The following is a 14098-nucleotide window of genomic DNA, read 5'->3' as shown; positions in this document are numbered from 1 at the left end:
CTCTGTCCGATGGAGCCGAGTGTTCCCATGAGCCCCGAGACGCTGTCCAAGCGCACGCTTCTCTTCGTCAACGCAGCGCATGCGCTCGATCACTTCGTGCTGCTCATCTACCCGACCGCGGTGATCGCCATCGCGGCCCAGACCGGCCTGAGCTATGCCGAACTGATCGGGCTCGCGACCGGCGCCTTCGTCGCCTTCGGCCTGTGCTCCCTGCCGATGGGCTGGCTCTCGGACCGTTTCGGCCGGCGCAACATGCTCGCCGTCTTCTTCCTGAGCTATGGCCTGTCCTGCCTGGGCGTCGCCAGCGCCAGCCAGCCGATGGCCTTCGCGGCCTGGCTGCTCGTTCTCGGCGTTGCATCCGCGATCTACCATCCGGTCGGCTCGACGATGCTGGTCAATCATGCCCGCCAGCTCGGCCGCGACCTCGGGGTCAATGCCGTCTGGGGCAATCTCGGCGCGGCTTCCGCGGCGGGCGTCACCGCGCTGCTGGCCGCGAGCCTCGGCTGGCGTGCCGCCTTCGTGCTGCCGGGCCTCGTCTGCCTCGCCCTCGGAGCGGCCTTCCTGATGCTCGTTCCCGGCGACGGCGAACCGCATGCAAACCGCGCGGGCAAGGCGGACCTCATCCCGCTGAGCCGCCCCAAAACCCTTCTCGTCGTCTTCGCCATCGCCATCATCGCCGGCGGCATGACCTTCAACCTCACCACCATCGCCTTGCCGAAAATCCTCGACGAGCGGCTCGGGCTGGACATGCCGCTGGCGCTGATCGGCTCGCTGGCGACACTGGTCTTCATCTTCGGCGCCGGGGCGCAGTGGCTGATGGGCCGGCTCGTCGACCGCTATACGCTGCCGGCCCTGTTCGTCGGCCTCGCCCTTCTGCAACCGATCGGCCTCGTCATCGCCGCGATGACACAGGGCATCCCGCTGCTGCTCGGCCTCACCCTGACGATGACCGCGATCTATGGGCAGGTGGTCGTCAACGACGCGATGGTCGCCCGCTACGTGCCGGCCCAGCACCGCGCCAAGGCATTCAGCGTGCGCTATTTCCTCGGCTTCACTGTCAGCGGCTTCGTGGTGCCGATGCTGGCGGTTCTCCATGCGCAAGGCGGCTTCGGGCTGGTGCTGGGCGCCGCGGCCCTGTTCGGCCTGATCGTCTGGGCGGCTTCCGTCGCCTTCTACTGGCTGGCGCAGAGCGCGCCTGCGAAGCAGGCCGCTCCGGCCGAATAGAAACCCGACCACGGATCTCCACCCCCGAAGGCACCCCGGACCAACCGGAGGTAACCTTCGGGCGCGTGGAAATCTTTGATGACAACGTTGTCATAATGCTTCGCCGGTGCTATGGCCCCCAAAACGCAGGGGTAAGCCGCGATGCAGACGAGTGGTGCGAACACTGAGCCCGCCTTGGACGCGACCCTTCGCGGCGTGCCCTTCGTCGAGCTGGTGCCAGCGGCACAGTTCTCGCAGAATCGGCTCGACCCGCGCCGCGGCGATCTTTCGCTGCCTGCGCTCACGCTGGACGAGGCGGCGCTGCGCGCCAATCGTGACCTGTTCTTCCGTTACCTGGCTGACCATGGCGCGCAGGTCGCGCCGCATGCCAAGACGCCGATGTCGCCGGAGATCGTCCGCGAATTGCGCGACGCCGGCGCCTGGGGCGCTTCCGTCGCCAATCTCCAGCAGGCTGCAGTCCTGATGCAGGCGGGCGAGACGCGATTGCTGCTCGCCAACCAGATCGGCGGCGCGGTCGCCGGCCGGCGCCTCGGCGCGCTCCTCGCCGCCCATCCGCAAGTCGAGCTTTGCGCCTTCGCCGACAGCCCCGAAGCCGTGGCGAGCCTCGCCATCGCCGCCGAGACCGCTGGGCGGACGGGCTTGCCCGTCCTCGTCGAGATCGGTGATGGCCGCGCCGGGGCGCGTGACGATGTCGCCGTGACAAACGTGATCGCGGCCATCCGCGCGGCCGGGCCCCACATGAGACTGGCCGGCGTCGCCACCTATGAAGGCGCGGTCGCCGGTCCGGACCCGGTCGCGACCGAAGCGGCCATCGCCCGACTGATGACGCGAACCGCTGCCGCCTTCGCCGCCGTCAGGGCCGCCGAGCCGGAAGCCTCGCTCATCCTCAGCGCCGGCGGCTCGGCCTATTTCGACCTCGTCGTCGCGGCGCTGTCCCCGCTCGTCGCGGCGGACGGCAAGACGACCCTGCTGCTGCGCAGCGGCGCGATCTTCTTTGCCGATCATGGCGTCTATGCGCGGGCCTTCGCGGCGCTCGACGCGCGCGGCGGCCTCGCCATCGGCGGCGCGACACGCAAGGCCGCCGAGGCGTTCCGCCCGGCGCTGCGGCTCTGGGCCGAGGTGCTGTCACGGCCTGAGCCCGGTCTCGCCATCGCCGGCTTCGGCATGCGCGACGTCTCCTTCGATCAGGGGCTGCCGGTGCTTCTGTCCGTCCACCGGGACGGGGCGGAGATCGCCAGCGTAGCCCAAGGCATCACGGTCGAGAAGCTCAACGACCAGCACGGCTTCCTGCGCCTGCCGCCGGAGAGCGGGCTCGAGGTCGGGGACGTGCTCTGCCTCGGCATCTCCCATCCCTGCACCTGTCTGGATCGCTGGCGGCTGATCTTCGGCCTCGGCGAGGACGGCACCGTCTCGCGCGTCCTGCGCACCCATTTCGGCTGAGGCGGGCATGAACTTCCAGCAGCTCTGGCGTTATCAGGACCAGTTCATCGAGGGCGCGCTGATCACGCTCGCCCTGACGCTGATCGCGGCCGTGGTCGGGCTCGCCATCGGCGTCGCCGGGGCGGCCCTGCTGCGCGGCGGCTCGAAACCGGTCAGGCTGGCGATCCGCTCCTATATCGAGATCTTCCGCAACACGCCGTCGCTGATCCAGATCTTCCTGATCTTCTTCGTGCTGCCGGCCGCCGGGCTGAAGCTGCCGGCCTTCGAGGCGGCGGCGGTCGCGCTCAGCCTCTATTTCGGCGCCTATGCCATCGAGATCGTCCGCGCCGGGCTGGATTCGATCCCGAAGAGTCAGGTCGAGGCCGGGCAATGCCTCGGGCTGACGCGCTGGGAGGTCTTCCGCCACATCATGCTGCCGCCGGCGCTGCGCAACGTCTATCCCGCCTTCACCAGCCAATTCGTGCTGCTCCTGCTCGGCACCTCGCTCGCCTCGCAGGTCGCGGCCGGCGAGCTCTTCCACGCCGCGAGCTTTATCGAGAGCCGGACCTATCGCAGCTTCGAGGTCTATGCGGTGGTCTGCGCGATCTATTTCGCGATGGTGATCGCCTTCAAGGCGCTCTTCGCCGTCATCGGGCTGGCCGCCTTCCGCTGGCCGGTCAGGCGCTGAGGGAGAGCGGGCACCATGCGTTCCTTCGGCTATATCGACCTTCTCTCCTTCGTCCATGCGCTGCAATGGACGGTGCTGCTGGTCATCGTCGCGCTCGCTTTCGGCGGTCCGCTGGCCCTGCTGCTGGCGACCACGCGCACCAGCCGCCTCGCGCCGCTGCGCTGGCTCGCCGCGGGGCTGATCCAGCTCATCCAGGGCGTGCCGCTGCTCGGGCTCCTATTCTTCTTCTATTTCGGCATGCCGGTCTTCCTCGGCATCGAGGTTCCCGCGCTCGTCGCCGTCGGCATCGCCTACACGCTCTACACGGCGGGCTTCCTCGGCGACATCTGGCGCGGCGGCATCGAGGCGGTGAAGCCGGCGCAATGGGAGGCCGGAGCCTGCCTGGGCCTCACCAGCTGGCAGCAGTTTCGCCACATCATCGGGCCGCAGGCGCTGCGCCTGTCGCTACCGCCGACCGTGGGCTTCCTCGTCCAGCTCATCAAGGGCACCTCGCTCGCCTCGATCGTCGGCTTCGTCGAGCTCGCCCGCGCCGGCCAGGTCGTGAGCGCGGCGACGTTCCAGCCCCTTCTCGCCTACGGCATCGTCGCCGCGATCTATTTCGCGCTGTGCCTGCCCCTGACTCTCTGGTCGCGCACCCTGGAGGCCCGTCTCAATGGCGCTCGTTGAAATCCGTGATGTCCGCAAGAGCTTCGGCCAGGTCGAGGTGCTGAAAGGCGTCTCGCTCGAGGTGAAGGAAGGCGAGATCGTCACGATCATCGGCCGCTCCGGCTCGGGCAAGTCGACGCTGCTGCGCTGCATCAACGCGCTGGAAAAGATCGATTCCGGCTCGATCACGGTCGAGGGCCAGGCGGTCAGCGCCGGCATGGCGAATCTGCGCCAGTTCCGCCAGCGCGTCGGCATCGTCTTCCAGGCCTTCAACCTGTTCCCGCATCTCACGGTCGAGAAGAACATCACGCTGGCGCCGCTCTTGACCAAGAAGATCGGCAAGGCGGAAGCGCGCCCGCTCGCGCTCGACGTGCTCGGCCGCGTCGGCCTCGCTGACAAGATCGACGCCTGGCCGGAGCGGCTCTCGGGCGGCCAGCAGCAGCGCGTCGCGATCGCCCGTTGCCTCGCCATGGCGCCGCATCTGATGCTGTTCGACGAGGTCACCTCGGCGCTCGACCCCGAGCTCGTCGGCGAGGTGCTCAAGGTGATGGAGGACATGGCCCGGCAGGGCATGACGATGATCCTCGTCACCCATGAGATGGGCTTCGCCCGCAACGTCGCCAACAAGATCGTCTTCATGCACCAGGGCAAGGTCTGGGAAGAGGGGCCGCCGGCCGAGCTCTTCGCCAATCCGAAGACGCCCGAGCTGCGCAGTTTCATCAACTCGGTGAAGTAGCCGACTTCCAAGGCTGCACGAGATCTCAGAGGAGAAGAACCCATGTCGCTGTTCAAGACCATGATGGCGGGGCTCGTTGCCGCCGCGGCGCTCGCGGCCCCCGTCGCGGCCAAGGCCGACAAGCTCCAGGACGTCCTCAAGGCCGGGAAGCTGCGCGTCGGCATCCTGACCGACGCCGCGCCCTGGGGCTTCAAGGACGAGAAGGGCGAGATCGCCGGCCTCGACGCCGACATCGCCAAGCTGCTCTCCGACGATCTCGGCGTGAAGCTCGAGCTCGTGCCGGTCACCGGCGCCGCCCGCATCCCGAGCCTGCTCGCCGACAAGATCGACGTGCTCGTCGCCGGCCTCGGCGCCACGCCCGAGCGCGCCCAGCAGATCATGTTCTCGCAGCCCTATGCGGTGGTGAATCTCGGCGTCTACGGGCCGAAGTCGATCCCCGCCGCGACCGGCAAGAAGCCCGACAACCTCACCGGCAAGACCGTCGCCGTCGCCAAGGGCACGACGCTCGACCTCTGGCTGACCGACAACGCGCCGGGCGTGAAGGTCGTGCGCTTCGAGGACACGCCGGCGGCCATCGCCGCCTATCTCGCCGGCCAGTCCGACACTTTCGCCGAGAACAGCGCCATCGCGGTCAAGGTGATGGACCAGAACCCCGGCAAGGAAGTCGAGATGAAGTTCGTCATCCGCCAGTCGCCGGCCCATATCGGCGTGCGCCAGGGCGAGCAGAACCTGCTGAACTGGCTGAACACCTCGATCTTCTCGAACAAGCTGAACGGCAAGCTCGGCGCCCTCCAGCTCAAGTGGTTCAAGGAAGAGCAGACCCTGCCGACGCTCTGACGGCGCGGCTCGGTCCCACTGCCATCGGCCGCCGGGCATGAGCTGCCCGGCGGCTTCCGCCGGCCCAGCTTGGTGCCGGCGCTTCCAGAGGTCCCCATGCATACCGGTCTCTTCCATGCGCTCGACTTCGCCGCGAACGGCAAGTCGGTCGGCCATCTCAGCATTCCCTTCTCGGTCGACCGCTCGCCCTATTTCCAGGTGAAGGTGCCGGTCTGCCGGATCAGGAACGGCGACGGGCCGCGCGTCCTGCTGATGGCCGGCAATCATGGTGATGAGTACGAAGGCGAGATCGCGCTGACGCGCCTGATCCGCCGCCTCGATCCCGAGCGCATGCGCGGCGAGATCACCATCCTGCCCTTCACCAATGCGCCGGCGGTCTTCGCGGCGCGGCGCCGCTCTCCCCTCGATGAGGGCAATCTCAACCGTGCCTTTCCGGGCGAAGCCGGCGGCACGCCGACGCAGCGCATCGCGCATTTCCTCGAAGCCGAGCTGTTCCCGCGTCATGATGTGGTCTTCGACCTGCATTCCGGCGGCACCTCGATGGCGCATCTGCCCTGCGCGCTGATCGAACGGCAGGGGAGCCCAGAGACCTTCGCGCGGGCGCTCGCGCTGATGGACGGGCTCGGCATGCCCTATGGCTTCGTCGCCGAGAACGGCGCGACGGCGCCGACCTCGATGGCGGCCGCGGCACGAGCCGGCGCGATCGGCATCTCCGGCGAGTTCGGCGGCGGCGGCACCGTCACGCCCGAGAGCATGGCCCTGACCCAGCGCGCCATCGACCGGCTGCTCATCGCGCTCGGCAGCATCACCGAGCCCGTGCTCGGCCCACACCGGCCTGCCGAACAGAAGATGACGCTGCTCGCTCTGCAGAACCATGAGCAGGCGATCTACGCCACAAGGCGCGGCTGGTTCGAGCCGGCGGTGGATTGCAGTGCAGAGGTCGAGGCGGGCGCGCTCGCGGGCTGGTATCATGATTTCGGCCGCCTCGACGCGGCGGAGGAGGAACTGCGCTTCGCGGTTTCCGGCGTGGTGATCTCGCGCCGGCTGCACAGCGACAGCGAATCCGGCGACTGCCTGATCCAGGTCGGCCGCCGGTTGGACCGTGCCGCCTTCGGCCTGAGCTGACGCAGTGATCTAACGGGAGAGCGAATGCCTGCGACCTATGACAATGTCGTGCGGGTCAGCGGGCGCGCCGAGGCACCGCGCCTCGCGGCGAAGGCCCCTCGCATCGAGATGGTCGCACAGCTTGCCGGCGTCTCGCCCATCACGGTGTCGCGCGCCCTGCGCCAGCCCGAGAAGCTGAGCGAGGCGACGCGCCGCAAGGTGCTCGAGGCGGTCGAGCGCAGCGGCTATGAATCCAACCCGCATGCGCGGGCGCTCCGCTCCGGCCGCTCGACGCTGGTGGCGGCCTTCGTCTCCAACATCCTGAGCCAGCAATTCGGGCTGGCGATCCAGGGCCTGGCGGCCGAGCTGGAGCCCGAGGGCTATGAACTGATGATCGGACAGACCTCCTATTCCTATGCGAAGGAGGTCGCGATGGTCCGCTCGCTGCGCAGCCTGCGGCCGGCGGCGGTGATGTTCACCGGCGTCATCGAGCTGGAGGAGAACCGGCAGGCACTGCGCGAGCTCGGCATTCCCGTGGTCGAGACCTGGGCCTTTCCGCGCGACCCGATCGACATGCTGGTCGGCTTCTCCAATGTCGATGCCGGCGCGATGGCCGCCCGGCACCTCATCGAAAAGGGCTATCGCCGGCTCGCCTTCATCGGCCGCAGCGGCGGGCGCGGCGCGCTGCGGCTGCAAGGCTTTCGCGAGGAGGCCGGGCGCAGCGGCCTGACGCTGGCGCGGATCGTGACGGTGGACGAAGTCCAGAGCATCGCCGATGGGCGCGCCGCGTTGACGACGCTGCTGAGGGAAGGCGGGCCGGTCGATGCCGCCTTCTGTGCCAACGACCTGCTGGCGACCGGGGCGGTGATCGAGGCCCGTGCGCGCGGCCTCGCCGTGCCGTCCGACCTCGCCATTCTCGGCTTCGGCGACAACGACGCTGCCGGCGAGATCGCGCCCGGCCTGACCACGATCAGCATGGATGCCCATGATTTGGGCCGGCGCGCCGGCGAATTGCTGCGTGCGCGCCTCGCAGGCCAGGAGCCACAGCACGCGATCCAGAGCCTGCCGCTGCATCTCATCACGCGCGGCAGCACCTGAAGGCCAGGGCCCGGCCCCGCGCTCGGATCAGCGGTTCGCCAAGCTGCAGGCTATCGGACATGCACCGCGTTCAAGCCCGGCCAGTTCCGGTCGGCCCTGGCGATATACTTCGGCGTGGCGCCGAGCCAGGTCTTGCGCACATCGAGGTCGTAGTTGAGGTAGAGCCTGCCCTCGACGATCGACCAGGCTTCCGGCTCGATCTTGACGAGATAGCCGCGCGACGTGCCATAGGCGCAGAAGCCGCCATAGGCAGGCAGATAGCGTTCGGGATCGGCCTCGAACAGTGCCTTGTGCTCGGCGCTGGCGAAGCGCCAGAGCGCGCCGCCATGCCAGACCGAGAATTCCGGCTTGCCCAGCCGCGGCCCACCATCGCGGAAATAGGCGACCGGATCGTAGCCGCGGATTGCGACGCCGTCCGAGGAACCCAGCGTATTGACCGGGCGCGCCTTCCCGGCCTGCGCCCCGGAGGCGGCGAGCGCAGCGACTGCGAGCAGGATGAGGCTGCGCCTGTCCGGCAGGAAGCGTCGCCTTTCCTGCCCTTGCCGCAGCGCGCTCATAATGGGCGCGCCTCCAACGCCTCGAAGATATAGGCCGAGAGCCAGCCATAGATGGCGTGGCCGATCAGGCTCATGAGGGAGAGGAGCGGCACGTCGTTGAGCAGGAAGTGCTGGCCGCCGAGCGGGGCGAGGAAGCCGAGCGCGATGAAATAGGTGATCACGCCCCAGATCCAGCCATCGGCCGGCATGCCGAAGCTCTTCACCCAGCGCGTCAGGAGCCAGTAGCCGAGCGGGTAGAACAGGAAGCCGGTGGTGAAGTGAATGAGCTTTGCCACCGGCGTCGAGAGCTGGAGGCCGAGTTGGGTGTAGAACAGCGCCTTCACCAGCTCCGGCGGCTCCAGCGGGAAGCCGGCGACCCAGGCGGTCGGCACCGCCGAAAACAGTTCCCAGAAGCCCAGCCCGGCGAAGCCGCCGAGCGCAAGGTTGATGACGGTGCGGCTGGAGGGCAGAGCGAGGCTGCGGGTCATGGTGGCGGTGGTCATGGGTCGATCCTTTCTGCGATGTCAGTGAGCGATGGCGAGAGGCGTCGCAGCGACGGCAAGCGCGGCGAGACGGCCCGAGGGCTGGCGGCGCAATTGCGCCAGACGGCGCATGGCGAAGCGGTTGGCGCCGCCGCGCCGGGCGAGGCGCTGTTCGAGGATGCGGGCCGCGAGATCGTGGCTGCCGGCGCGGATCAGGCTTTCGATATGGGCCTGCTCGAACAGGTCGCGCTGGGCATGGCTGCCACCGATCGCGAGGAGGCCGCTGCGGGCCGCGCCGAGCAGGCGGGCCGCCTCCGCATGATCGCCTTCGCTGAAGGCGATCAGCCCATGGGCCGCAAGCGCGCCGCTGCGCGCAGCTTCGGCCCGCTCGCGGCTCGGATGGGCATGCGCATCGCGGACGAGGCTTTGCGCGATGCTCTCGGCGGCATCGCGATGGCCGGCGCCGAGCAGCGAGAGCAGATAGTGCAGGTCGGCGAAGACGAGGCGGCCGTCCTGCACCCGGCCTCCCGCCTTGGCGGCAAGCTCCTCCCAGCGATCGCCGACATCGACGCCGGCATAGTCGAGCCGCGCCAGCAGCGAGGCACCGTTGGCGATGTCGCGATAGTCGTCGGTCGGCTCGGCGCGGATCTCCTCGTCATAGAGCCGCAGCACCTCGGCCATCTCGCCGCGCTCCAGCCGGAACAGCGCGAGGTGCCAGAAGATGTGGAAGCGCAGATTGTTGGCATGGGCGATCTCGCGGCCGTCGCCGAGCCAGGCGACGCCCTCGTCGGCGCGGCCGGTCATCYCCAGCACATGGGCGACGGCATGCCGACCCCAGGCGTCGCGCGGGCTCAGGCTCACGGCATGGCGGCCGGTGCGCTCGGCCTCGGCATAGAGGCCGCGCTCCTCCAGCGCGAAGGCGTAGCAGCCATGGACATAGCCTGCGAGCGGATGGCTCTCGTCAAAGCCCGGCGCGAAGCGATGCAGGGTGGCGAGCATCTCACGCTGATCGCCCAGCATGAAGCGCAGGCCGTGCGAGAGCTTGAGCGCGAGCACGTCATGGGGATGGGCGAGCAGGATCGCTTCCAGCCGCTCCGCCRCCCGGCGCGGGGCGTCGTCGAGCCAGAGCGCCAGCGCCTCGATCACCATCTGCTCGCGCCGCGTGATCGGCCGGAGCAGGCTCGCCGCCCTTGCTCTGTCGAGGCAGTCGCGTGCGGGGCCGAGCAGTTCGGGTCGGGCGAGCGAGAGCAGCATCAGCCCCTTCGCGGCATGAGCGAGCGCGAAATCCGGATCGGAGGCAAGCGTGCGGGCGAGATGCTCGGGCGTCGCCGCGGCATGGGCCAGCAAGGCTTCCAGCGTGTCGTTCCAGGCGAGGCGCGCGGCATCGTTCGCGATGGTGAGGCTGTCGCCGGAGAGGTCGTGATAGAGGGGCTGGGACATGGGCTGCTCCATTGCAGCGCTCTTTTCGAGCGCTCATCAGGGAGTTCGCAGAAGCGCGATCAAACGCCGTTCAACTCGCTTCACGGACCCGTGTTTGCAGGGCGAGGCCGGGCTGTGCCGGCGCCGGCGGCTGGACGGCCGGTTTCGGCGCCGGCCCGAGCCAGGGCGCGCTCTTGAACCAGCCGACCACGATCGCCGTGGCGAGGATCAGCGCGAAGCCGGTGAGGTTGAGCAGCGTCACGACCAGTTCGCTGCGGCCGGCGACATCGGCCACGACGCCCAGGAGCCGTGCCAGCACGACGCTCGCCAGGAAGCAGGCCAGCGACTGCCGACCGATCAGGATGAGGAGATGGCCGATGCCGCGGTCCAGCCGCTGGCGCCAGGGTTCGATCAGGCTCAGCACGAGATAGGCCAGCGCCAGGAAGTGCAGCACGCGCAGGATGTGCAGGTCGTTCTTCTCGGTCGCGGGCAGGATGAGATCGTGCAGGGCCTGCGCCGCCGGCCAGTGGTCGAGCACGCCCCAGAAGGAGAGCGGCACCGACAGCACGAGGAAGAGCGCCGCCGCCAGCATCAATCGGGCATCGCCGAGGCGAGGCACCGGCAGCCATTTCATCGCGCTGAAGAAGCCGATGAAGAAGATGAATTGCCAGGCGAAGGGGTTCAGGAACCAGCCGGCCCCGGTCCAGGGATTGCCGGGCAGGTTCAGCCCTTCCGTCCAGACCAGCGCATAGAGCAGCGCGACGAGCAGGAAGGGCAGCGCCGCATGCAGGCGCCGGAGCAGCATGATCACCGGCACCAGCCCGAGGATGACGAGATACATCGGCAGGATGTCGAGATAGTCCGGCTGCCAGGTCAGGGTGGCCAAGCCGAGCAGCGCGCCTTCCGGATCGGCGGAGAGCGGCGGAAACTGTTTCGCCAGCACGCCGAGGTCGAAGAGCCGGTCGATCCCGGCCGCCAGCGCGATCAGCGCCAGAACCACGCCGATCTGAGCCCAGTAGACCTGCCAGATCCGGTAGGCGATGCGGGCGGTGCCCAGCCACAGGCCGCGCCGCACGAAGACGCTGCCGAAAGCGAGCGCGCTGGCGATGCCGGAGCAGAAGACGAAGAGCTCGGCGCCGGAGGAGAAGCCGAAGCGAGCCGGAATCCAGGCGTTCCAGCTATTCTCCGGCAGATGCGCGATGAAGATGATCAGCATCGTCAGGCCGCGGAAGACATCGAGCCGCTCGTCGCGTGGGCGCTTTGCCGGTTTGTCGTGAGGCGCGACCATCAGAAGGCCCCCTCGTATTGCCCGGCATCGATGCGGCAGGCGAGGATGGTGAAGCCGTCTCGGGCGAAGGCGGCGGCAGCCTCACGGCGCAGGCTGTCCCGATCCGCGACCGCGACGCCGTGGCCGCCCATGGCCCGCGCCACAGCCGCGAAATCGGTGCCACCGAAATCGACGCCGGCCCGCGCCAGGCCCATCTGACGCTGCTTCAGCGCGATCAGGCCGAGGCTTTCGTCGACGAGGGTGACGATGACCACGGGCAGCCCGAGATCGCGCAGCGTCGCCAGTTCGCCGAGCACCATCTCCAGCCCGGCATCGCCGACGAAGCAAAGCACCGGCCGGCCCGCACCGAGCGCGGCGCCGGTGGCCAGCGGCAGGGCGCAACCCATGGTGCAGAGCCCGGTCGATTGCAGCAGCCGTCGCGGCCCGTCGCAAGTCCACATCTGGCTGAGCAGGATGCGATGCGCGCCGGAATCGGCGGTCGCGACCGTGCCGGCCGGCGCGACGTCGCGCAGAACCTCGAAAACGGCATGCGGTCCCCAGATCGGAGGCGCCGCAAAGGCCTCATGGAAGCGGGCCCGCACCGCCGCGGGCTCGCCGCCGGGCCAGACGGCTTGCACGGGCGGGAGCGCTTCCGTCAGCCGCGTCAGGATGGCGCCGACATCGCCTTCGAGCAGCAGGGTCGAACTGTGCATGCCATGCGGCAGCGCCTCCGCGACGATGTCGATGACCGGCTTGTCCTCCGGCCAGGGATTGCGCCAGCCCTGGCGCATCTCGATCGGGTCGTAGCCGGCGAGAACGATCAGATCGGCCGCCTCGATCAATGGCCGGACGATCGCGTCGGCCTCGGGCGAGAGGCCGACGCCGCCGATGACGCGCGGGTCGGCTTCCGGCAGCAGCCCCTTGGCCTTGTAGGTCGTCAGCAGCGGCGCGCCGGTGCGGGTGATGAAGCGTTCCAGCGCGGCGGCGTTGCCGTCATTGACCAGGTCGAGCCCGGCGATGACGAGCGGCCTGCGCGCCGCCGCGAGAAGCTTGTCCGCCTGACCGAGATCGGCCGGCACGGCCGGCTCGGGCAGCTTCATCGCCCGGGGCGCGCGGCGCGGCCCCCTTGCCTCCGCCACCGAGATCGGCAGGTCGATATGGACGGGGCCGGGCCGTCCGCGCCGGGCGAGCGCGACCGCCTTGGCGATGACCAGATCCTCGGTTCCGGGCGCGGCACGGAAACTCGCCTTGACCAGCGGCCGCAGCACGGCCTGATGGTCGAAGACCTGATGGGTGTAGCTCTCGGCGAGGGCCTGGTCGACGCAGCCGGTGATGAAGAGCAGCGGCACGCGATCCTGCTGGGCATTGGCGACGACATTGACCGCATTGGCGACGCCGGGACCCAGCGTCGCTACCAGAACCGGCAGCGCTCCGGTCACATGCCACAACCCCTCGGCCATGAAGCCCGCCGCATTCTCGTGCTTGGCGAGCAGGAAGCGGATGCCGGCACGTTCCAGCGCATCGACCAGCGCCAGCACCTCGCCGCCCGGGATGCCGAAGGCATGGGTCGCGCCTGCCACGGCCAGTCCGGCGGCGATGATGTCGGCACCGGTGACGAGCCCGTCCGGGGCGATGCCGGCGGCGCGGGAAGCGGATATCGGGTCGTGGCGCATAGGCATCTCTCCGGCGGCCCGCGAGGGCGGCGTTCCCAGTGAGATCGCAGCCGGAGCGGCGCCGGTTACATCCTCACGGAGATGTGAGCCTGGCGCCGGCGGCCAGAGGCGCGGGCTCGGCCGGCATCGTCAGGCGCCAGGCGCGCTCGACCCAGGCCGCATCGGCGACATGGCCGCCGCCATGCAGGCAGAGCTCGAGCCGCGCCTCGCCGCCGCAGCCGCTTGCCAGCCGGCAGGTCAGCGCCGTTCCTCCAGCCACGACGTTGCGCGCCGCATCGGCCCAGCCGGCCGTGCAGCCGCCGGGCGCGAGGATGGCGAAGCTCTTGAAGACATCGCCTTGCCTGTAGCCCTGGCGCAGCGCCCGGCCCGCGAGCGGCACGGTGGTATCGCTCGTGCCATGGACATGGATCAGCGTCGGTCGCGGGCCAGCGCAGTTCTCCGGCAGAGGCTCCCAGAAGGCACCGGCGATCGGCGCGAAGGCGGCGAAGCGCGTCGGCATCCGGCAGGCGAGATACCAGACCATCGAGCCGCCCTGCGAGAACCCGCTCGCCATCAGCCGGTGGGGATCGACCGGGAAGCGGCGCGCGATATCGTCGAGCATCTCGGCGACAAAAATGAACTCGTCGCGGTTGTGTGCCGGAGAGCCGGGGAAGGACCAACTGCGGCCGAGCCCTTCCGGCGCAATCAGCGCAACGCCGAGCCGCCGTGCCACCGCAACGAGGGCGGGATCTGCGATCACCTCCGCGGCCGTGCCCTGATAGCCGTGGAAAAAGACGATGGCGCCACCCTGTCGTCCCGAAACGGCCTCCGGCGGCAACAGGATGCGATAGGAGCCGCTTCCGACCTTGCAGCCGCCATCGGCCGGGCAGGGTTCGGCCAGCGGGCGCGGCTGCTGCGCCTGCAAGGGCGCCGCAGCCGCGAGGATGGCGCCCAAGCCGACCAGAAAGGCGAAACGAGCCGCGAGAGCCAT

At 69.3% G+C, this 14098-nt stretch carries 14 protein-coding genes; 8 read left to right on the top strand and 6 right to left on the bottom strand.

The window, feature by feature from the left end:
• Positions 1-27 precede the first annotated feature (27 nt).
• The 8 genes from AB4Y99_RS00595 to AB4Y99_RS00560 all read left to right on the top strand — a co-directional run bounded on the left by AB4Y99_RS00595 (position 28) and on the right by AB4Y99_RS00560 (position 7751).
• Positions 28-1224: an MFS transporter gene (locus tag AB4Y99_RS00595; RefSeq protein WP_441522006.1), complete on the top strand. Its 1197-nt coding sequence runs from the start codon at positions 28-30 to the stop codon at positions 1222-1224.
• Between the two features lie 141 nt (positions 1225-1365).
• On the top strand, positions 1366-2664 hold the full coding sequence (locus tag AB4Y99_RS00590) for an alanine racemase (protein WP_441522005.1): 1299 nt from the start codon (positions 1366-1368) through the stop codon (positions 2662-2664).
• A 7-nt stretch (positions 2665-2671) separates the two neighbouring features.
• Entirely contained in the window at positions 2672-3331 is a 660-nt protein-coding gene (locus AB4Y99_RS00585) for an amino acid ABC transporter permease (protein WP_441522004.1), read from the top strand.
• A 15-nt stretch (positions 3332-3346) separates the two neighbouring features.
• On the top strand, positions 3347-3997 hold the full coding sequence (locus AB4Y99_RS00580; protein WP_038366842.1) for an amino acid ABC transporter permease: 651 nt from the start codon (positions 3347-3349) through the stop codon (positions 3995-3997).
• Positions 3984-4712 (top strand): amino acid ABC transporter ATP-binding protein, encoded by a 729-nt coding sequence (locus AB4Y99_RS00575; protein ID WP_191125005.1) that lies wholly within the window; start codon positions 3984-3986, stop codon positions 4710-4712. The genes AB4Y99_RS00580 and AB4Y99_RS00575 overlap by 14 nt, the downstream gene beginning before the upstream one ends.
• Positions 4713-4754: 42 nt before the next feature.
• Positions 4755-5549, top strand: coding sequence for a transporter substrate-binding domain-containing protein (locus AB4Y99_RS00570; RefSeq protein WP_038366836.1), 795 nt, complete (start codon positions 4755-4757; stop codon positions 5547-5549).
• 96 nt (positions 5550-5645) lie between these two features.
• Positions 5646-6674, top strand: coding sequence for a succinylglutamate desuccinylase/aspartoacylase family protein (locus AB4Y99_RS00565; RefSeq protein WP_441522003.1), 1029 nt, complete (start codon positions 5646-5648; stop codon positions 6672-6674).
• Positions 6675-6698: 24 nt separating this feature from the next.
• The gene (locus AB4Y99_RS00560; RefSeq protein ID WP_441522002.1) at positions 6699-7751 is read left to right on the top strand and encodes a LacI family DNA-binding transcriptional regulator; all 1053 of its coding nucleotides are present in this window, start codon (positions 6699-6701) and stop codon (positions 7749-7751) included.
• Positions 7752-7801: 50 nt separating this feature from the next.
• Here the strand turns inward: AB4Y99_RS00560 and AB4Y99_RS00555 are convergent, their stop codons facing one another.
• The 6 genes from AB4Y99_RS00555 to AB4Y99_RS00530 all read right to left on the bottom strand — a co-directional run bounded on the left by AB4Y99_RS00555 (position 7802) and on the right by AB4Y99_RS00530 (position 14098).
• Complete coding sequence (locus AB4Y99_RS00555; RefSeq protein WP_441522001.1) at positions 7802-8308, bottom strand: YHS domain-containing (seleno)protein; 507 nt, start codon at positions 8306-8308, stop codon at positions 7802-7804.
• On the bottom strand, positions 8305-8790 hold the full coding sequence (locus AB4Y99_RS00550; RefSeq protein WP_441522000.1) for a hypothetical protein: 486 nt from the start codon (positions 8788-8790) through the stop codon (positions 8305-8307). Before AB4Y99_RS00550 ends, AB4Y99_RS00555 begins: the two co-directional genes overlap by 4 nt.
• Before the next feature lie 21 nt (positions 8791-8811).
• Positions 8812-10209 (bottom strand): tetratricopeptide repeat protein, encoded by a 1398-nt coding sequence (locus tag AB4Y99_RS00545; protein ID WP_441521999.1) that lies wholly within the window; start codon positions 10207-10209, stop codon positions 8812-8814.
• A gap of 70 nt (positions 10210-10279) precedes the next feature.
• A complete protein-coding gene (locus AB4Y99_RS00540) occupies positions 10280-11476 on the bottom strand; it encodes an OpgC family protein (protein ID WP_441521998.1) in 1197 nt (398 codons plus the stop codon).
• Positions 11476-13128 (bottom strand): thiamine pyrophosphate-binding protein, encoded by a 1653-nt coding sequence (locus AB4Y99_RS00535; protein ID WP_441521997.1) that lies wholly within the window; start codon positions 13126-13128, stop codon positions 11476-11478. Before AB4Y99_RS00535 ends, AB4Y99_RS00540 begins: the two co-directional genes overlap by 1 nt.
• Positions 13129-13201: 73 nt before the next feature.
• Positions 13202-14098 (bottom strand): CE1 family esterase, encoded by an 897-nt coding sequence (locus AB4Y99_RS00530; RefSeq protein WP_441521996.1) that lies wholly within the window; start codon positions 14096-14098, stop codon positions 13202-13204.

This window comes from Allobosea sp. TAB14 (assembly GCF_052113865.1).
GTDB lineage: Bacteria > Pseudomonadota > Alphaproteobacteria > Rhizobiales > Beijerinckiaceae > Allobosea > Allobosea spartocytisi.
Note: the sequence above shows the minus strand (reverse complement) of the source record. Positions and strands in the feature narration are given on the sequence as shown.